Source organism: Nocardia sp. NPDC057440, from assembly GCF_042802915.1.
Taxonomy (GTDB): domain Bacteria; phylum Actinomycetota; class Actinomycetes; order Mycobacteriales; family Mycobacteriaceae; genus Nocardia.
The window spans coordinates 170,743-190,340 of the sequence record NZ_JBHVDF010000004.1 but is presented as its reverse complement, the minus strand read 5'-3'; the positions used below and the strand labels follow the sequence as shown (position 1 = coordinate 190,340).

The following is a 19,598-nucleotide window of genomic DNA, read 5'->3' as shown; positions in this document are numbered from 1 at the left end:
AGGTGGCTTAAAACAACCCAACCACTCTCGAAAATCACCTGTTACGCGAGGCTCGGGGATGCTGACACCAAAACGCGATGGAGGACCACCGCCCATTTCTCGTCTTGTGGAGCTGCCGGGAATCGAACCCGGGTCCTCCGCCGCGTCTTCAGGGCTTCTCCGTGTGCAGTTCGCTATGTCTCTGCTCGGATCTCCGGGTCTCGCGAACAAGCTCGGATGACGATCCCAGTCACTGTTCGATGTCCCGTCCGACTCCGTGACCGAGCCGAACGGTAATTCCCTCTAGCTGATGCCAGTACCCGGGTCGAGGGACGAACCCGGACTGACAGAGACGACCTGGCTACTTAGGCAGCGAGGGCGTACTCGCGCTGATTGGAATCGGCGCTTAATTGGTTGCAACGACGCTTACGGTGGTCTCTTGCCTGCACCGACACGCTTCCCCTAAATCTACGTACGCAGTCGAAACCGTTCAGCCCCGTACGTCCCGACACCTTGTCGGGCTAGTCATGTTAACACTTGGTGATGCCTGGTTCATTCCATTATCCGGGTGGGCCCCGCTGTGGTCAGTTCGCGGCGATGAGGCCCACCGCGATGAGCTCGAGCACCATGCCAGCCTGCACCGGAATACCCGCGACCAGTACTGCCGTCAACGGCGACACCACCGCCATCGGGCCACCTGCCAGCGCCGCGTAGAACCACCACACCGCCAAGCCGCTGGCCACCCCCGCCGCCAGACCCCAACCCGTCGACGCCAGGTCTGGGCTGCCGCCGGCCAACGGCGCGAGGGCAAGCACCAACAGCCCCGAAATCGGATAGGAAACAACGACTATCCGCAGTGCGGTTACCCGCCGTGCCGCCACTCCGCCGAAGAAGTCGCTGACTCCGTAGCCGGCTGCCGCGACCAACGCCAGCAGGACAGCTGTCACCGCATGCCTTTGACCCGCCGCCCCAGCTCGCGAGTGACCTCGCGCTCGGCCGTGCGCCTGGCGAGATCCTGCCGCTTGTCGTAGTCCTGTTTGCCCTTGGCCAGCGCGAGCTCGACCTTCACCTTGCCGTCGGAGAAGTACATCGACAACGGCACCAGCGTCTGGTTGCCCTCGCGCGACTTGCCGACCAGCCGCTCGATCTCACGCTTGTGCAGCAACAGCTTGCGCACCCGGCGCGGCGAGTGGTTGGTCCAGGTGCCGTGGCTGAACTCCGGAATGTGCAGCGCGCGCAGCCACACCTCACCGTTGTCGACGGTCGCGAAGGCATCCACCAGCGAGGCCTTGCTCTCGCGCAGGCTCTTGACCTCGGTACCCACCAGCGCGATCCCGGCCTCGAAGGTTTCCAGGATCGTGTAGTTGTGCCGCGCCCGGCGGTTGGTCGCGATGACCTTGCGCCCTTGTTCCTTCATAACGAGAAGCTTAAAGTGACGCCGCAACGGGATTATTCCCAGGTCGTGACCCGCTGGCTACCGCGGCGCGTGCTATCCGCCCGGTCGCAGCATCAGATACACCAGCAACACGGCGACGAAGGCGGCCACCAGCAGGACCGTGGAGGCCCGTGGCAGCGCGGGATGGCGGCGCAGCGGCGGGGGACGATGGCGCAGCCACACCGAGTCGACCGAGGGATCGTGGGTGCTGCGTTGATACGGCAGCGCATCCCCGGCGTCGCGGGCAGGGTAGTCGCCGGAGCCGCCGGACGCGTCGTCCGCTGGGCCATCACCGGTTGCCATACGCAGCACCGTAGCCGCCGGACCAAGGCTGCGCCGGAATTACCGCGCAGTGCAATGCGATGGGAACTCAGGCGAGACGGCGGGCGAATACCTCCTCTGCTCCACCATGTGCGAGGTCGACGGTGACAACCCGCAGGTCGGCCGTGCTCGCGGTGAGTTCCATGACCATGTAGCCCAGCTGGTGATAGTTCTCGAACAAGGCGGGATGGGTGCCGCCCGGAGTCAGCTTCGGCTCCGCGCCAACGGTTTTGGCTGCGGCGCCGGAGATGATCTGCCGGGTGCCCTTCGATTCCGAGGTCGGCTCGAGCACCTGCAGCGAGTGGTCGTGCCCGGACAGGATGAAGTGGCACTTGCCGACGACATGGTCCTCGAAGAACCGCTTGGCGTGGATGCCGTTCAGCGGCTCGATCGCAAGCCCCTCATAGCGGCCCGCGTCGCCGTGCGGACCGTTGTTGAGGTAGGGCTGGTGGGTGCAGGCGATCTTCCACTTCGCGGGGGATTCGGCGATGGCGCGATCCAGCCAGGCGCGCTGCTCGTTCATGAACTGACCGTCGATTGTCCAATACGGGTCGAACAGCGGCGGGATGTAGGAGGCCAGCGGATTGATGTCGAGGACGAAGAACTCGACCACCGGGTTCTCTTCGGGGAGCCGCACCGAGTAGTACCGGCTCGGCATCCACCAGCGTGCGGAGTGCGCGTGGTACTCGACCTCGTTGTTGCCGCGCAGCAACCAGCCGCCGTCACCGCCGAAGATCGAGCTGGTGTCGTGGTTGCCGAGCACCATCAGCCACGGGAAATCCAGTCCGGCATTGGGGTTCTCGAACTTGTCCGCGAACTGGACGTCGACACCGCTGTTGGGGCCGCTCTCGTAGATATTGTCGCCGAGGCCGAGCGCCAGCGAAAACGGCTGGCGGCGATGGTGTTCGCGCATGGCGTCGCCGACGGCCCACTGGCTGCGGGTACCGGTTCCCGCGTCACCGGTGACGAGCACGCGCACGGTGCGCTCGGCAGGAAAGGCGTATTTGGACACGCCCGCCTCGACCGGCACGGCGTCGGCGGGCGTAAGACCCACCAGCGACGTACCCGCCGCCACGGTCGCCGCACCGGCTAGAAAGCCCCGTCGCCCGATCCTGCTGTCATCCGTCACGCGCTGTCCTCCACCATGATCGACACCCAAATGTCCCGGCGCCCATCCTCACCCATGGCGAACAAGGATGGGCACGCGGTCCCGCAGCACTCGGCGCGCATCGACATTCCAGTAGCGGATCCCGCGGTCGCGCGCGGGGTTATTTGCCGTTTGCCGGCTGCTTGTTCCGATCAAGGCCGAGCGCGTCGGAGATGGTGAAGAACATATCGGTCTGGTCGGTGAGTCCGACGACATTCGCGGCGCGCGGACCATAGGCGGCGACTCGCACCTGGGTGCCGGTGTGCTCTTGGGAACTGCCTTCTTCCCCGTTGCCGTAGGAGATGCCGATCTCGGCGCCGTCCTTCGTGACGACCTTGCTGGTCAGTGAGGCGGACTTGGTGTCGAGCGGCACGATTTGGCTGCTGTGGGCGTGATCGGCGGTGACGATCACCAGGGTGTTGCCGTCGTTCTCGGCGAATTCGAGCGCCGCCTGCACCGCCTCGTCCAGATCGACGGTCTCGCCGACCTGTCCGCACGGGTTCGCGGCATGGTCCTGCTTGTCGATCGAGGCGCCCTCCACCTGGAGGAAGAAGCCGTCTTTGCGCTCCTTCAGCAGGTCGATCGCCTTGCGGGTCATGCCGGCCAGATCGGGCAACGTCGCGGGGCGGTTCGCGTTCGGGTGGCAGGTCTGTGCGGGCAGGTTCAGCCCATCGCGCACGGCCTTCGTACCGTCCCAGCGGACCGGCAGATTGCCCGGGGCGAACAGACCGAGCAGTGGTGCGTCCTGGTCGGCTTCGGCCACCGCGTCCAGACCGGCGCGGTCGGCAACGAGGTTGAAGCCGCGCGCCTTGGCCTGATCGCGCAGCGTCTGTCCTTGCCATTGGCCCGCAGCGGCCTTCTGTTCGAAGCTCTGCGCGCCACCGCCGAGAGTGATATCGGCGCGGGTATCGAGCAGCTGTTCGCTGATCGAGCCGCGGCCGCCCTTCTCGAGTGCGTTGGCCGGGCACTTCAGCGCCGTTTCCTCGGGGCCGTAGCACTTGCGGTCGGTGACGTGCGCGGCGAGCACAGCGGGCGTGGCGTCCTGGAGCTCGGCGGTGGTCACATTGCCGGTGGCCTTGCCGTTGGCCTTCGCGATCTCCAGCAGATTGGCCCGTGCGGCACCGTGGAGGTCCACACCGATGGCGCCGTTGTAAGTCTTGGTCCCGGTCGCCCAGGCGCTGCCGCTCGCCGCGGAATCGGTGGCGTAGTCCGGCTTTCCGGTGGCCTTGTCGAGGGAATAGTGCGTGTAGGAACCGGTGAGCGGCAGCGCGTCGATGCCCTTGAAGTAGCCGCCCGCGCCCTCGGCTACGTTGCGCGCCACCGTGATTTCCGAATCGCCCATGCCGTCACCGATCAACAGGATGACGTTCTTGGCCTGATTGCCGTTGAGTGAGGCGCGCAGCGCGTCGGTGCGATCTCCTGTGGTCCGACGAGCGCCGCCGTGCTGACTCGGGTCACCTACGGCAGCGGGCGTGATGAGCTCGCCGTTGCCTCGGCTCGTGGAGTCGGCGGATCCGCAGGCGGCCAATGCCCCGACAAGGACGGCGGCGCCGAAGGCGGCACCGGCACGAAGCCGACGAGGCGTGGAACGCGACCAGACAGCGGGCATGAGCGAAACTCCATTGTGTTCGTAGATGGCTCGGACGCGCCGAGCTCGGTGATGTCGCCGGGCCGAGACGCCGTCGGCAATCAGTCGGTTGCCGATCGGTCGGCCACTCAGCGTCGCGGCTACCTGCGCCGATTGCGTTCGGTATCCGAAATATTCAGCAGCGCAGCTACTTTCGGGTGATCTGGAGAGCGGAACACGCGCCACGCGTAGACGGTCATGGCGTGCAGAATGTCACTCTGCCGCCAAGACCTCCAGCACCTGTTCCCCATACTTGGCAAGCTTGTTCTCGCCGACACCGGCAACCGTGCCCAACTCGGTCAGGCTCTTCGGCTTCCGGCCTGCGATCTCGCGCAACGTGGCGTCGTGAAAGACAACGTAGGCGGGCACACTCTGCTCCTTCGAGGTCGCCGCACGCCATTCCCGCAGCCGCTCGAACAGGCCGACATCCGCCGGCGCGAGATCGGCGGGCGGGGTCTTGGCCGCTTTCGCCGACCGGGCGGCGCGTGCCGGGGTAGCGCGCTCCGGCTCCCGGCGCAGCAGCACCTGCCTGCTGTCGAACAGCACTCCATCGCTCGCATCGGTGAGCGTCAGCACGCCGTAGTCGCCGTGCACGGCCAGCAAACCCTGGGCGAGCAATTGCCGCACCACCCCACGCCATTCGACGTCGCGCAGTTCCGTGCCGACCCCGAAGACCTTCAGCTCGTGGTGATCATGCTGCAACACCTTGGGATTCTTCTTGCCGATCAAGATGTCGACGATGTGGCCGGCGCCGAAGCTCTGGCCACGTTCGCGTTTCAACCGCAGCACCGAGGACAGCACCTTCTGCGCGGCCACCGTGCCGTCCCAGGACTCCGGCGGAGTCAGGCAGGTATCGCAGTTGCCGCACGCCTGACCGGGTTGCCCGAAGTAGGCCAGCAGCTGGGTGCGGCGACATTCCACGGTTTCACACAGCGCGAGCATCGCGTCCAGATGTAATTGGAGCTGCCTGCGGTGGGCGGCATCGCCCTCCGAGGCGTCGATCAATTTGCGTTGCTGCACAACATCACTGAGCCCGTACACCATCCACGCGGTCGACGGCAGCCCGTCACGACCCGCGCGGCCGGTCTCCTGGTAGTAGCCCTCGACCGATTTCGGCAGATCCAAGTGCGCCACGAACCGCACGTCGGGCTTGTCGATGCCCATCCCGAAGGCGATGGTGGCGACGACGATGAGTCCGTCCTCACGCAGGAACCTCGACTGGTTCGTCGCACGAGTGCGTGCGTCCAGCCCGGCGTGATAGGCGACGGCGCTGATCCCGTTCTCGTTGAGGAAGGCCGCGGTCTTCTCCACCGAATTGCGCGACAGGCAGTAGACAATGCCGGCGTCCCCGGCGTGCTCGGCCTTGATGAACTCCAGCAGCTGGCGCTCCGGCCGGTTCTTCGGCTCGATCCGGTACTGAATATTGGGCCGGTCGAAGCTGGCGACGAATCGCCTGGCGGAGCCGAGTTCGAGGCGCTGAATGATCTCGTCGCGGGTCTTGTCGGTGGCGGTCGCGGTCAGCGCGATGCGCGGCACCTCCGGCCAGCGTTCGTGCAGCATCGACAGGCCGAGATAGTCCGGCCGGAAGTCGTGCCCCCACTGCGAGACGCAGTGCGCCTCGTCGATGGCGAACAGCGCTATCTTGCCCCGGTCCAGCAGATTCGCGGTCGATTCCAGCCGCAGACGTTCCGGCGCCAGATACAACATGTCCAACTCGCCCGCGACGAATTGGGCCTCCACCGTCCGCCGCTCATTCGGGAACTGGGTGGAGTTGAGGAACCCGGCCCGCACGCCGAGCGCACTGAGCGCGTCGACTTGGTCCTGCATCAAGGCGATCAGCGGTGACACCACCACGCCGACACCGGGACGCACCAGCGCGGGCACCTGGTAGCACAGCGACTTGCCGCCGCCGGTCGGCATCAGGACCAGCGCATCCCCACCGCCGACCACATGCTCCACGATGTCCCGCTGATCACCACGGAAGCTGTCGTAACCGAACACCCGACGTAGGACCTGTTGCGCCGCACCGGGTTCGGAACCGAGATCGCTGTCGGCCTGCGCACCGTGGCGACTGCTTGCAGGTCGCTCGAAAGGACCGGTCGCGAGAGTATCGGGGGATTCCACCCGGCCCATCCTACGAGCGCCGTGCGCGGGCGAAAGCCGTACACCGGCCACGAACCCGAGTGACACTGCCGGTGCTCCACATGTGCACAACGAATCTGTTCACCCGCGCTGTCGGCCCCGCCACACCGCCGAACGCCGGAACCCGAGGAGCGGACTCCGCTCCACAGATCCCGGCGTTCGCGGAGGTCACGACACTATTCGCGGACGTAGTAGCGCAGCGTGGCGTAGGCGGTGAGAGCGGCGAAGACCACACCGATCGGGGCGATGGTCAGCGCGACCACCGCGATGTCGTCTCCGGTGACATGCGGAAAGACATTGCTGTCGAACAGCTGCCCGAGCGCCCGATCGACCACCATGGGCCGCGCGATGAGCAGGCCGAGGATCGCGAGTGCCGAACCGATGACCGCCGCCACGACCGCCTCCAGCAGGAACGGCAGCTGCGTGTACCAGCGGGTCGCGCCGACCAGCCGCATGATCCCCACCTCCTCGCGGCGGGTGAACGCGGCGATCTGCACCATATTCGCGATCAGCATCAGCGCCGCGAGTGCCATCACAAGCGCCAAACCGAATGCCGCGTTGCGTAGCCCGTCGAAGATGCTGACCAGCCGGTCGACGATCTCCTTGTCGTTGAGGACCTGCTGTACCCCTGGCTGCGCGTGGAACGTCTGGAAGACCCGCTCGTACTGATCGGCATCGGTCATCTTCACCCGCAGCGACGCAGGCAGCCTGGTGTCCTGGATCATCTCGATCATCTCGGGCTGGCCCTTGAAGGTCACCTCGGTGGCTTCCTTCATAGCCTCCGTGCTGTTGACGAACTGGACCGACACCACGCCGCCGGTCTTCTTGAGATCCGACATCAACGACTGGCACGGCGCCTGGGAGCACTCGAGGTCGCTCGCCGAGACATCGTCGGTGAGATACAGCCGTATCTCGACCCGATCCATGAAGTAGTTCTCGGTCTTGTCGGCGATCCGCACCGCGAGCAGACCGCCGCCCAACATGGTGAGCGACACCGCGGTGGTGAGGATCATCGCGATGGTCATCGTGACGTTGCGGCGCAGGCCGGTGAGGACCTCGCCGAAGAGGAATCCGAAGCGCATTACCGGCCCACCCCGTAGACGCCGGTCGCGTCGTCGCGCACCAGACGCCCGCGATCGAGCTCGACCACCCGCCTGCGCATCGCATCGACGATGTGATTGTCGTGGGTGGCCATCACCACCGTCGTGCCGGTGCGGTTGATCCGCTCCAGCAGCAGCATGATGTCGCCGCTGGTGTCGGGATCGAGATTGCCGGTCGGCTCGTCGGCGAGCAGCACGAGCGGATGGTTCACGAACGCCCTGGCGATCGCCACGCGCTGCTGCTCACCACCGGACAGCTCGCTGGGCAGCCGATCGGCCTTGCCGCCGAGACCGACCATGTCGAGCACCTCCGGGACCGTCCGGTCGATGAACTGCTGACGCTTGCCGATCACCTCCAGCGCGAACGCGACATTCTGCTGGACGGTCTTCTGCTGTAGCAGCCGGAAGTCCTGGAACACGCAGCCGATGCGCTGGCGCAACTTCGGCACCCGCCGCCCCGGCAACCGGTCGACCCGGAAGTCGGCGACCTGTATCTCGCCGGAGGTGGGCGCCTCCTCCTTGAGGAGCAGGCGCATGAAGGTCGACTTGCCTGAACCGGACGGTCCGATGATGAAGACGAATTCGCCCTTGTCCACATCGACGGTGATGTTGTCCAGCGCGGGTCGCGTCGAGGTCTTGTACGACTTGGTGACGTTCCGCATGGTGATCACGGGGAGCCAGTGTAACCAGCAACCAAGTGAGCGCCGCGTGGCCGAGGACCTTCCGGTGCGAGCGGACGCTGCCCGCGCCCCTGCCTCATGGGGTGGGTATTGCCGGAAGCACTGCCGCCGGAACGGTGTTCAGAAAGGGAACCGATCCGCCTGGAATGGGGTTATCCGGCTTGACGAACACATACAGCACGAACGTGGCGACCCAGGTTGCCATCAGGATCGCCGTGGATCTACGAGGTCTCACTGATTCCCTCCCGGCGCAACGCCGCGGCTACTCGCACCCGCAGTTCGCGACCGACTTCGAATTGTTTACCTGGCAACGTGCGGGCAACCATTCGGATGTTCATCTGGTCGACCGTCAGGTCTTCGACACCCATCACGCTGGGCTCGTCGAGTAGTAGCGGCCGCAGTCGACTGTCTTCGTACGCCTGTGTACCGACCGCGTGCAGGATCTCATTGACCCTGGTGATGTCCACGCTCGCGGCCACCGGCACGTCGATCGCGGCGCGGGCCCAATCCTTCGACAGATTCGTCACTTTCACGATCTGGCCATTGGGCACGATGATCACTTCACCGTCCGCGTTACGCAGCGTGGTGATCCGCAGCGTGACATCCTCGACCGTACCCTCGGCCTGCTCCGCGGATCCAGTCACCGCGATGCGAACCACGTCACCGAACCCGTACTGACGCTCGGTGATCAGGAAGAATCCGGCGAGAATGTCCTGGACGATGCGCTGCGCGCCGAAACCGAGTGCGGCGCCGAGCACCGCGGCGGGCGCGACGAGTCCGGTCACAGCGAACCCCATGCGCCGCAGCACCTCGATGCCGACCAGCACGTACACGATGGTCAGCACGACCCAGGTGACCACCTGCGCCAGCGCATGCCGGTGTTTGGCCGCTTCGGTCCGCACCAGCGCATCGCTGCTGCGGAATCCGGCGTCGATCTTGCGCGTGATCCGATCTCTGACGAAGGTCGCGAACCGGCTGAACAGGACTGCGCCGAGGAGGTAGAGCACGATCTCCAGGCCCGAGGAACGCAGCCAGGTCGTGAAATCGGTGGACGAGGCGAATGCCTGGATCCCCGCCACATTCATTTAGCTCGCCTGCTCTCGCATTCGCCGGCGGATTCCGCAACTTCTGCGACTATCCATCGTCTTATCCGCCATCCTTCATCCGCCAGCGGATTCCGGATTCGATGAAACCATCGATGTCACCGTCGAGCACAGCGGACGGATTATTGACTTCGTAGTTGGTCCGCAGATCCTTGACCATCTGATACGGGTGCAGCACGTAGGAGCGCATCTGGTTGCCCCAGGACGCGCCCTCGTTCGTCTTCAGCGCGTCCATCTGGGCGCGCTCCTCCTGGCGTTTGCGTTCCAGCAGCTTGGCCTGCAGCACGCGCATCGCCGAAATCTTGTTCTGCAGTTGGGATTTCTCGTTCTGACAGGTGACAACGATGCCGGTCGGGATGTGCGTCAGCCGGACCGCGGAGTCGGTGGTGTTGACGCTCTGGCCGCCGGGACCCGACGAGCGGTACACGTCCACCCTGATCTCGGTATCGGGGATCTCGATGTGGTCGGTGGTCTCGACGACCGGCAGCACCTCGACCTCGGCGAAGGAGGTCTGGCGCCGGCCCTGGTTGTCGAACGGGCTGATGCGCACGAGCCGGTGTGTACCCATCTCCACCGAGAGAGTGCCGTAGGCATACGGCGACTTCACCGCGAAGGTGGCGCTCTTGATGCCCGCTTCTTCGGCGTAGGAAGTGTCGTACACCTCGACCGAGAACTTGTGCCGGTCCGCCCAGCGGATGTACATGCGCATCAACATCTCGGCCCAGTCCGCCGCGTCGACGCCGCCCGCACCCGATCGGATATTGACCAGTGCGTCGCGCTTGTCGTACTCGCCCGACAGCAGCGTGCGAACCTCCATGGCCTCCACGTCACCGTGCAGCGCGGCACGTTCGGCGTCGGCGTCGGCCAGCGCGGAAACCTGCGCCTCGCCTTCCTCGCCCTCGGCCAGCTCGTAGAGCACGGGCAGATCCTCCAGCCGCTGGCGCAGCTCCTCGACCCGGCGCAGTTCGCTCTGCGCGTGCGACAGCTCACTGGTGACCTGCTGCGCGTGATCCTGGTCGTTCCACAGGTCCGGGTCGGCGGCCTGGTGTTCCAGTTCGTCGATACGGCGGCGCAGCTCCTCGACGTCGAGCACCGACTCGACCGTCTTGAGGGTGGCGTCGAGTTCGGCGAGATCAGCGGAGACGTCAGGATGCACGATGTCCTAGCCTACTGTGCTGTTCCGCCTGCCCCTAAACCCAGCGCGCCACTGAGCGCGACAGGGCTTTGCGCGGCGGCCTGCCCGTCGCCGCACGCCCGAGTTCGTGGTGTGACCGCGGACTCACGAGATCGCAGGACCAGCACGTCGCCGGGTGGCGCGATCAGCTCGATACCGCGCGCAGACCGCCGGGGCGGCGGCCCGCGAGCGCATCGAGGGCGTGCGCGGTGGCATCGTCGGCGGGCAGGTAGACGATCAATTGCTGGTCGTCGTCGGCAGACAGTTCGAGGGTCTCGTAGGACAATCGCAGGTGGCCCGCGTCAGGATGCGCAAGACGGGTGATACCCGTTGCGGCGGCAAGACTGGGCACGGACTCCACCCGTCGGGTGAACTCCGCACCTGCGGCGACGGTGAGTTCGTCGGCCAGTGCGGCGATGTGCGGATCGGCGCGGAACGGGCCCTGCTTGAGGGCGGCGACCACCTCGTCGGCGACGTGGTCCCAATCCGGGTACACGGTGCGAGCGCGCGGATCGGTGAACACGAACAGCGCGAGATTCGCCCAGCCCTCGCGGTCGAGCAGCCCGGTCGGCGCCATGAGACGTTCGTAGCCTTCGGTCCAGGCGAGCGGTTCGCGTAGTCGGTTGACCACGACCGCGGGCGCGGGCTCCAAGCGGTCGAGGACAGCACGGACCGTGGGGCGGACTTCGCGCGGCGGCTGCGCGGCGCCCATACAGCTGAATCCGGCATCGGCGGCCTTGGTCAGCCGGTGCAGGTGAACACGCTCACTCGGCGCGAGGTGCAGTGCGTCGGCAAGCGCGCCGAGCACCGGCGGCGAGGGACGACGATCGCGCCCCTGCTCGAGACGGGTGATGTATTCGACGCTCACCCCGGCGAGGGTGGCCAGCTCGGCGCGACGCAGTCCAGGGGTCCGGCGTCGCGCACCGGTCGGCAATCCGACCTGGGCCGGGGTGACCGCCTCGCGCCGGGTGCGCAAGAAAAGGCCCAACTCGTTGTCGCTCACCCTTCGAACGGTACAAGCGCCGACCGTCGCGAGGGTGACCCTGCCACTACCACTCTCCGCGCGGTCTTCCTGGCAACCGCGGCGGGCAGCAGATTGGGACATGCGACGGCCGGACCCGGTTGTGGCGATGATCCGACGAAGGAGAATGGCATGTCCGCACTGAAGCTCGCGGTAATCGTCGCAAGCGTCCGCGAAGGACGCTTTGCCCCCGTGGTGACCTCCTGGTTCACCGAACATGCCGCGCGGCACGGCGGGTTCGAGGTCGACGTGATCGACCTGGCGGATTTCGAACTGCCGCTGGCGCTGCCCGCGGTCTCCCCCGCACTCGAACCGAACCCGCCGCGCCCGGCCGGCATGACCGACCTCACCCGACGACTGGACGCAGCCGATGCCTTCGTCATCGTCACCCCCGACTACAACCGCAGCTTCCCCGCCTCGATCAAGGCCGCTATCGACTGGCACTTCACCCAGTGGGACAGCAAGACGATCGGTTTCGTCGGCTACAGCGGCGCCAGCGGCGGCCTGCTCGCCATCGAAGGCCTCCGACAGGTGTTCAACGAACTCAACGCCCACACCATCCGCAACTACGTCTCTTTCCCGCGCTACTACCTCCTCTTCGACGCCGAAGGCCGCCTCCTCGCGCCCGAAGAACCCGCGGCAGCCGCGCAAGCCATGCTCGACCAACTCCACTGGTGGGCGACCGCCCTCACCGCCGCACGCTCCGCAGCCCTCGCCGGGTAACCCCGACCTCGACAGCGAGCGGCGCATCAGGGTGGGACCCACTCGACAGTTGCCGCAGCCATGTGCCACTCACCGAGCCGATAGGCGGGTGGCTAGGGTTCGGGGGTGGATTCTTCCGATCTCGAACTTGCCCTGCGGCTGGCCGATGAGGCCGACGCGATTACTCGGGCGCGCTTCGGTGCGCTGGATCTGAAGGTTGATTCGAAGCCTGATCTGACGCCGGTCTCCGACGCCGATCTGGCGGTGGAGAAGGCGATCCGGCAGGTGCTCGGACAGGAGCGGCCCGGCGATTCGGTGCTCGGCGAGGAATTCGGCGGGGACGCGGAGTTCACCGGGCGGCAATGGGTGATCGACCCCATCGACGGCACCAAGAACTTCGTACGCCGGGTGCCGATCTGGGCCACGCTGATCGCGTTGCTCGAAGACGGGGTGCCCGTTGTCGGCGTGGTGAGCGCTCCCGCGCTGAACCGCAGATGGTGGGCGGCGGCGGGCTCCGGCGCCTGGTCGACCTTCGATCAGGAAGCGCCGAAGGCGATTTCGGTGTCCGCGGTGGCCGAGCTGAGCTCGGCGAGCCTGGCGTTCTCCAGTCTGTCGGGTTGGCGCGAACGCGGTCTGCGCGAGCACTTCCTGGCTCTCACCGACGATGTCTGGCGAGTCCGCGGCTACGGCGACTTCCTCACCTACTGCCTGCTGGCCGAGGGCGCGGTGGACATCGCCACCGAACCCGAGGTCTCACTGTGGGATCTCGCCGCCCTCGACATCCTGGTGCGCGAGGCGGGCGGGCGCTTCACCTCGCTGCACGGCGAGCCCGGCCCGCACGGCGGCGACGCCATCGCCACCAACGGTCTGCTGCACGATGAGGTGCTCGCCCGCCTCGGCGCCGACTGATTCCCGGCTCAGTTCGGCGTGAGCCGCTTCTCCATGAGGACCACGCGGGCGGTGCCGTGGAACTGCGGCGGCAGCTGTGTTTCCCGAACCTCGAGGAAACCCTGTGCGGCGTAATACTTGCGCAGCACCGGGTTGTCCGCGGCGGCATCGAGTCGTTGCACCGTAATGCCTTGGGCCAGAGTGTATTCGGCGCAGAATCGGATGATGCGGGAGCCGAGATCGCGTCCGCGATACTCCGGGGCGACCATGAGCCCGTGGAGGTATCCGGCTTCGGCGTCGTCCGCGCCCCAGAAGTCCGGATCCCGCCAGACGATCCGGACCGCGGCGGTCAATTCGGCCGGGGTCTCGCGCCACACGAACCATTCGCCCCGGTTCGCCTCTTCTGCCACCACCGCGGCGGGGTATTCGCCGGGCAGCCACTGCCCGATACCGTTGCCGACCATCCATTCGGCGAGGCGATCGCGTAGTTGCGCGATGTCGGACGCGTCAGCGGGAGTCGCCACGACCATGGGGGCAGATTCGGGCACGTGCTCTCCTTCGGTGCTTATCACGATCATTGAGGAGCCGGTGTCAGCCGAGATGCTTCAGCTGCGGCCATAGTTGCGGCCAGGCCGCGCGCGGCGCGCGGCAGCGGAAGATCGGTCGGCCTTGTTCGTCATTGTCGATGTCGAAGCCATTGTCGATTCGACCCGCCGGTTCGATGTCGCGAAAGAAGCGAACCAAGTGGTCGCGTTCGATACCGACGGCGATCACGACAGCAGCGGCGTCACTCGGCGGACCCCACCACCAGTAGGCGTTGTGCCCGCTGTGCGGTGTCGGCAGGCCGTACTGCCCGCCGAAACGCTCGATGGCGCCCGCCGCACCGGAGTCCGCGGTGAGCACCGCGACGTCGGCTCCGAGACCGGCGCGCGCATCGGCGACCCGGCGCACGAATTCCGGCCAGCCGATGGTCTCGCCCGCGTCGTAGTTGACTGCGAGCACCGGCGAATCCGGCAGCGCCGAAATCGGCAACACCGGCAGGGACAACACCGCCGAAACGAGAGCGTTCACCGCAAGTGCCGAACCCACTGCCGCCCAACGCATTCGCCGACGCCCCAGCCATGCCGCGACCGGCACCGAGGCGGCGGCAAGCAGAATCGGATACATCCCGCCCATGTAGTAGGCCTTGCCGCCGGTGGTCACGAACACAACAAACATCAGCACATACGCGACCGCGAAAGCTCGGTAGCGGACCGCACGCCACAGCAGCCACAGCCCGAATGCCCACAGCGGCACCAACAATGGCCCCATCAGTCCGAATTGCAGCAGCACGAATGCCACGGGCGAATCCGAGGTACCCGACGAGCCGCCGGCGATCGCCCGGCCCATTTCCCATTGCGGCCAACCGTTCTCGGCCTGCCACCACAGGTAGGGCAGCCAGATCAGCGCGGCGATACCGACGGCCATCGGAAAGAACTTGGTAGCGAAGATCTTTCGCGGTCCGATCAGGACCAGCGCCAGCACGAGCGCACCGACGGGGAAGATCAGCAGCAGCTTGTTCTGCAGCCCGACCCCGATCACGAGCCCGATCACGAGCCACCATCCCGGGTCGGCGCCGACCTGCCGTCGCACATCGCCGGACCGGCTCGCGGCGCTGTCCGCCACCCCGTCGCCCACGGGGTCACGCAGTAGTTTCAGCACCAGCAGGCATACCGACGACCACACGGCCATATCGAACGACGTGGTGGTGAGCAGGTGCCCCACACCCATCACCAGCGCCGCCGCGGCCACCGACGCCGACGCCAGGGCCTGCGCACCGCGCCCGCCGCCGAATTCGCGGGCCATCAGACCCGCGCAGACCACGATGAACGTGGCGACCGCGATCGACGGAAGGCGCAGCAGCAGTAACGAATCGGGATCGATTGCCGACATCGTGCGGGCGAGCAGCGGCGTCAGTGGCGGCTGATCCGGGTATCCCCAATCGAGTCGCCTACCCGCGGCAAGAAAGTACAGCTCGTCGCGGTGATACCCGTAGCGCGCGGCGAAAGCGACGAGTAGAGCAGCAAACAGTCCCGCGACGATGGTCTGCTCCCGCATCGCGACAGCGGACACCTGTCGCACCGCGACGATGGGCACTTGTCCAGCCTGACACAGATCGGCCGCGTAAGCTGCACCTCGACGGGGTTCTTACTCTGGAGTAAGATAGCCTTACTCAAGAGTAAGATAGCTGGGACAAGACCTCACCCCACCCACCCGAGAAAACAGGTGATGATGAGCACTCGAGACAGCGCAACGACGCGACGTCCAGACACGTCCGCTGTTGGCCTGAACCATCCCAAGCGGGACTGGATGGGCGCGGCCATGCGGATCATGACGACCTTCACCGGGTCGGAGCTCGCCGAGAAGTACAACCTGCGCAAGCCGATCGAGCGAGTCACCTACGAAGGCACCAAAACCGGCTTCCGCACCCTCGGCGCGGCCACCCGCGCGTTCGCCAAGGTCGCGGGCAACGGCGCACCGAAGCGGCTGGCGGACAACGAGTCGAAGAAGAAGGATTTCTTCGACCTCACCCCCAGCGACGAGCAGCAGATGATCGTCGAAACGGTGAAGGAATTCGCCGCCGAGATCCTGCGCCCGGCCGCGTACGAAGCCGACGGCGCCGCGAAGGCCCCGCGCGACCTGCTCGAGCGGGCCGCCGAACTCGGCATCACCCTCATCAACGTGCCCGAGGAGCTCGAGGGCGCGGCCGCCGAGCGTGGGGCGGTCACCAACTCGCTGGTCGCCGAGGCACTCGCGCACGGTGACATGGGCCTGGCCCTGCCGATCCTCGCGCCGAGCGGTGTCACGGTCGCCCTCTCCCAGTGGGGCACCGACGCTCAGCAGCAGACCTACCTTCCCGCCTTCACCGGCGAGAACGTCCCGCAAGCCTCCGTCGTGATCAGCGAGCCGCGCGCCCTGTTCGATCCGTTCGCGTTGCGGACCAAGGCGACTCGCTCTCCCAGCGGCTACCGCCTCAACGGCGTGAAGAGCCTGGTGCCCGCCGCCGCGGATGCCGAGCTGTTCCTCGTCGCCGCCGAGCTGGACGGTCGGCCCGCCCTGTTCATCGTGCCGTCCGACACCCAGGGCCTGGTGGTCGAGGCCGACCCGAGCATGGGTCTGCGCGCCGCGGGCCTCGGCCGCCTGATCCTCGACAATGTCGCGGTCGGCGCCGACGCCGTCCTCGGCGACAGCGATGCCGTGCAGCGCGCCGAGGAGTACGCGGACGCGGTACGTCTGGCCCGCCTCGGCTGGGCCTCGCTGGCCATCGGCACCGGCCAGGCCGTGCTGGACTATGTGATTCCGTACGTGAACGAGCGTGAGGCGTTCGGCGAGCCGATCAGCCACCGCCAGGCGGTGGCCTTCATGGTCGCCAACATCGCCATCGAACTCGACGGCCTTCGTCTGGTGACCCTGCGGGGTGCGTCACGCGCGGAGCAGGGCCTGTCGTTCGCGCGCGAAGCGGCGCTGGCGAGAAAGCTGGCCACCGACAAGGGCATGCAGATCGGTCTCGATGGCGTGCAGCTGCTCGGTGGCCACGGCTTCACGAAGGAACACCCGGTCGAGCGCTGGTACCGCGATCTGCGGGCCATCGGCGTCGCCGAAGGTGTCGTGCTCATCTAAACCGGCTGGTTCCTTAACTTCCAGGAGACATTCCATGATCAATCTCGAACTCCCCAAGAAGCTCCGGGCCAGCGCCAACCAGGCCCACCAGGTCGCCTCGGAAATCTTCCGACCGATCTCGCGCAAGTACGACCTCGGCGAACACGACTACCCGGTCGAGCTGGACGCCATGGCCGCCATGGTCGAGGGCCTCGCCGACTCCGGCACCCAGAAGATCGGCGGCGCGGCCGGTGGCCGTTCGGATGACAGCGAGTCCGACAGCCACGCCACCGAGCTGCTCGGAAACAGCAACGGCGGCAATATGTCCGCGCTGCTGAACGCACTGGAGACCTCCTGGGGCGATGTCGGCCTGATGCTCTCGATCCCCTACCAGGGTCTGGGAAACGCGGCCATCGCGGCCGTCGCCACCGACGAGCAGCTGAAGCGTTTCGGCAAGGTGTGGGCCTCGATGGCCATCACCGAGCCGTCTTTCGGCTCGGACTCGGCCGCCGTCACCACCACCGCCGTCCTCGACGGCGACGAGTGGGTTCTCAACGGCGAGAAGATTTTCGTGACCGCGGGCCAGCGCTCCACCCACATCGTGGTGTGGGCGTCGGTCGACCGCAGCCTCGGCCGCGCCGCGATCAAGTCGTTCGTCGTGCCGCGTGAGGCCCCCGGCCTTTCGGTGGCCAGGCTCGAGCACAAGCTCGGCATCAAGGCCTCCGATACCGCCGTGCTGCTGCTGCAGGACTGCCGGATTCCGAAGGACAATATCCTCGGCAGCCCGGAAGTCAACGTGGAGAAGGGCTTTGCCGGGGTCATGCAGACCTTCGACAACACCCGCCCACTCGTTGCCGCCATGGCCGTCGGAGTCGCCCGCGCCGCCCTCGAGGAGCTGCGCGCGATCCTGACCGACGCCGGTGTCGAGATCTCCTACGACATCCCGGCCAACAACCAGCATGCCGCAGCCGCCGAATTCCTGCGCATGGAAGCCGATTACGAGTCCGCCTACCTGCTGTCGCTGCGCGCCGCGTGGATGGCCGACAACAAGAAGCCGAACTCCCTGGAAGCCTCCATGTCCAAGGCCAAGGCGGGCCGCACCGGCACCGACGTGACCTTGAAGGCCGTCGAACTCGCAGGCGCCATCGGCTACTCGCAGCGCACCCTGCTCGAAAAGTGGGGCCGCGACTCGAAGATCCTGGATATCTTCGAAGGCACCCAGCAGATTCAGCAGCTCATCGTGGCGCGGCGGGTTCTCGGTAAGACCAGCGCCGAGCTGAAGTGATACTGAAGTAGTAAGTGCTGCAACCGAAACCGGTGCGGGTCGACACCATGACTCGCACCGGTTTTTGTTGTGCGCCTGGACCCCGGTGGCGAGCGCCGGGCGTCCCGCTAGTCGAAGATCACCAGATCCGGGACGGCGGCACCGCCGAAACTTCCGGACGCGCCCGGGTAAATCACCAGCTCGGAGCCCCCGCGGCCGGTTGTCCTGCCCAGCGTCGCGCTGGCGTTCGTTTGATTGAGCACAAGCGTTGCCCCACCGACAAGCGTGAATCTTTGGCCACTCGGCGGGTCGCGCAGGGTGAAGTCGTCGCCTGACGCATTGATGTAAACGAAATCGCCTGTAGCCATGGAGCTCCCGCACTGCCGCGCCAATTCGCACGCGGACGAAAAACTTCAGCCTACGATGATCCCCACTCCCGCGACAGCCGAATTCTTCCGGATTTCCGAGAGACATGCCCGCCCGGTGCGGCCGTTCGACAGCGCAATCCGTTACGTTGCTGCACACGCACGGGTTTGACTAACGTAACCGCCTGCGTGCTGAGTCCGAAGAATCAGCGGACGAATTTCCACCGAGCTGTACCAAGACCCCTCAAGGAGACTGGTTATGCAAAAGTTGGGTTTGATACGTCGCTTCACCGCCGCACTCGCGGCAACGACCGCAGTTGCTATCGTATTCGCAGGTCAGGCCGCCGCCGATCCGGTGCAGGTCGACTGGAATACGGCGGTCCGGAACCTGCGGGCCGCGGCTGCGGGCAATCCGGCGGCCGAGCAGGCCGTCGATCGGCTGATGGCTTCCGGCGGCCAGGTCACCACGGCAGAGCAGGTGGTATTGCCCGCCCAGCCGTTCCAGATGCCGGCGCAATCCGATATCGGTCGCGGTGGCGGCCCCGGCGCCTACGGCACCGGCCTCGCGCTCGGCGTCGACGGATTCCGGATCGGATTCTTCGGCGGCCCAGGCACGATCGCGCCGAACCAGGGCGGAGCCAGGCTCGAGGCGATGTGGTTCAACCTGTCCAATGGCCGCAGCGGCATCGCGTTGCTCAACGAGCACAACAACGCCCCCATGGACACCACCATTCGCACCCATGCCATCAACACCGGCGGCGGCATGATCGTGGCCGCGGTGTACGGAAACCTGTGGCACCGCTGGCCGGTCCCGGTGAGCGATGCGAACCCGGACGGATACCAGTACCAGCTCGGCACCATCTCCACGCCATCCTTCGGCGCCGTCTACAACTGACCGTCCCCACTCACACCCGAGCCGAGGGGGGGTGGGCGTGGTGCTGAGGTACCGCTGCCGGGTTGGGCTAAGGCGTCAGGCGTGGGCGGGGGGGCGCGCGGGTGGGGTGTAGGGGC

Annotated in this window: 18 protein-coding genes, 1 other RNA gene and 1 pseudogene; 5 read left to right on the top strand and 15 right to left on the bottom strand. The window is 66.4% G+C overall.

Annotated elements, in window-relative coordinates; translation table 11 throughout:
• Positions 1-104 precede the first annotated feature (104 nt).
• From ssrA to ACFU4Z_RS09835, 12 genes and pseudogenes are all read right to left on the bottom strand, one after another.
• Positions 105-477, bottom strand: a transfer-messenger RNA (tmRNA) gene (gene ssrA / locus ACFU4Z_RS09890).
• Between the two features lie 95 nt (positions 478-572).
• Positions 573-914: pseudogene (locus ACFU4Z_RS09885) on the bottom strand (EamA family transporter); the annotation flags it as partial.
• An 8-nt stretch (positions 915-922) separates the two neighbouring features.
• Positions 923-1,396 carry an SsrA-binding protein SmpB gene (gene smpB, locus ACFU4Z_RS09880; RefSeq protein WP_366528378.1) on the bottom strand — a complete coding sequence of 158 codons (474 nt, stop codon included), beginning with the start codon at positions 1,394-1,396 and terminating at the stop codon, positions 923-925.
• A gap of 72 nt (positions 1,397-1,468) precedes the next feature.
• Positions 1,469-1,717, bottom strand: coding sequence for a hypothetical protein (locus ACFU4Z_RS09875; protein WP_379061071.1), 249 nt, complete (start codon positions 1,715-1,717; stop codon positions 1,469-1,471).
• A gap of 67 nt (positions 1,718-1,784) precedes the next feature.
• Positions 1,785-2,864, bottom strand: coding sequence for a metallophosphoesterase (locus ACFU4Z_RS09870; RefSeq protein WP_379061070.1), 1,080 nt, complete (start codon positions 2,862-2,864; stop codon positions 1,785-1,787).
• 139 nt (positions 2,865-3,003) lie between these two features.
• Positions 3,004-4,491, bottom strand: coding sequence for an alkaline phosphatase (gene phoA, locus ACFU4Z_RS09865; RefSeq protein WP_379061069.1), 1,488 nt, complete (start codon positions 4,489-4,491; stop codon positions 3,004-3,006).
• Positions 4,492-4,722: 231 nt separating this feature from the next.
• The gene (gene recQ, locus ACFU4Z_RS09860) at positions 4,723-6,633 is read right to left on the bottom strand and encodes a DNA helicase RecQ (protein ID WP_379061068.1); all 1,911 of its coding nucleotides are present in this window, start codon (positions 6,631-6,633) and stop codon (positions 4,723-4,725) included.
• A 194-nt stretch (positions 6,634-6,827) separates the two neighbouring features.
• Entirely contained in the window at positions 6,828-7,733 is a 906-nt protein-coding gene (gene ftsX, locus ACFU4Z_RS09855) for a permease-like cell division protein FtsX (protein WP_379061067.1), read from the bottom strand.
• Positions 7,733-8,422, bottom strand: coding sequence for a cell division ATP-binding protein FtsE (ftsE, locus tag ACFU4Z_RS09850; protein WP_366528383.1), 690 nt, complete (start codon positions 8,420-8,422; stop codon positions 7,733-7,735). Before ftsE ends, ftsX begins: the two co-directional genes overlap by 1 nt.
• Before the next feature lie 230 nt (positions 8,423-8,652).
• Positions 8,653-9,516 carry a mechanosensitive ion channel family protein gene (locus ACFU4Z_RS09845; protein WP_379061066.1) on the bottom strand — a complete coding sequence of 288 codons (864 nt, stop codon included), beginning with the start codon at positions 9,514-9,516 and terminating at the stop codon, positions 8,653-8,655.
• A gap of 61 nt (positions 9,517-9,577) precedes the next feature.
• Positions 9,578-10,690 (bottom strand): peptide chain release factor 2, encoded by a 1,113-nt coding sequence (gene prfB / locus ACFU4Z_RS09840; RefSeq protein ID WP_379061065.1) that lies wholly within the window; start codon positions 10,688-10,690, stop codon positions 9,578-9,580.
• Between the two features lie 163 nt (positions 10,691-10,853).
• Positions 10,854-11,711 (bottom strand): helix-turn-helix transcriptional regulator, encoded by an 858-nt coding sequence (locus ACFU4Z_RS09835; RefSeq protein ID WP_379061064.1) that lies wholly within the window; start codon positions 11,709-11,711, stop codon positions 10,854-10,856.
• Positions 11,712-11,861: 150 nt separating this feature from the next.
• Between ACFU4Z_RS09835 and ACFU4Z_RS09830 the strand changes: the two genes are divergently transcribed.
• On the top strand, positions 11,862-12,452 hold the full coding sequence (locus ACFU4Z_RS09830) for an NADPH-dependent FMN reductase (protein ID WP_379061063.1): 591 nt from the start codon (positions 11,862-11,864) through the stop codon (positions 12,450-12,452).
• 105 nt (positions 12,453-12,557) lie between these two features.
• Positions 12,558-13,340: a histidinol-phosphatase gene (gene hisN / locus ACFU4Z_RS09825; RefSeq protein WP_379061062.1), complete on the top strand. Its 783-nt coding sequence runs from the start codon at positions 12,558-12,560 to the stop codon at positions 13,338-13,340.
• Between the two features lie 8 nt (positions 13,341-13,348).
• Here the strand turns inward: hisN and ACFU4Z_RS09820 are convergent, their stop codons facing one another.
• Together ACFU4Z_RS09820 and ACFU4Z_RS09815 are read right to left on the bottom strand one after the other, a co-directional pair.
• Positions 13,349-13,867: a GNAT family N-acetyltransferase gene (locus ACFU4Z_RS09820; RefSeq protein ID WP_379061060.1), complete on the bottom strand. Its 519-nt coding sequence runs from the start codon at positions 13,865-13,867 to the stop codon at positions 13,349-13,351.
• 43 nt (positions 13,868-13,910) lie between these two features.
• Positions 13,911-15,455 (bottom strand): glycosyltransferase family 39 protein, encoded by a 1,545-nt coding sequence (locus ACFU4Z_RS09815; RefSeq protein WP_379061059.1) that lies wholly within the window; start codon positions 15,453-15,455, stop codon positions 13,911-13,913.
• Between the two features lie 129 nt (positions 15,456-15,584).
• Between ACFU4Z_RS09815 and ACFU4Z_RS09810 the strand changes: the two genes are divergently transcribed.
• The gene (locus ACFU4Z_RS09810) at positions 15,585-16,979 is read left to right on the top strand and encodes an acyl-CoA dehydrogenase family protein (RefSeq protein ID WP_379061058.1); all 1,395 of its coding nucleotides are present in this window, start codon (positions 15,585-15,587) and stop codon (positions 16,977-16,979) included.
• 34 nt (positions 16,980-17,013) lie between these two features.
• The gene (locus ACFU4Z_RS09805) at positions 17,014-18,243 is read left to right on the top strand and encodes an acyl-CoA dehydrogenase family protein (RefSeq protein WP_379061057.1); all 1,230 of its coding nucleotides are present in this window, start codon (positions 17,014-17,016) and stop codon (positions 18,241-18,243) included.
• Between the two features lie 107 nt (positions 18,244-18,350).
• Here the strand turns inward: ACFU4Z_RS09805 and ACFU4Z_RS09800 are convergent, their stop codons facing one another.
• Complete coding sequence (locus tag ACFU4Z_RS09800) at positions 18,351-18,590, bottom strand: hypothetical protein (RefSeq protein ID WP_379061056.1); 240 nt, start codon at positions 18,588-18,590, stop codon at positions 18,351-18,353.
• Between the two features lie 256 nt (positions 18,591-18,846).
• On the opposite strand from ACFU4Z_RS09800, the gene ACFU4Z_RS09795 reads away from it, so the two are divergent.
• Positions 18,847-19,482, top strand: coding sequence for a hypothetical protein (locus tag ACFU4Z_RS09795; protein WP_379061055.1), 636 nt, complete (start codon positions 18,847-18,849; stop codon positions 19,480-19,482).
• The last annotated feature ends 116 nt before the right edge of the window (positions 19,483-19,598 follow it).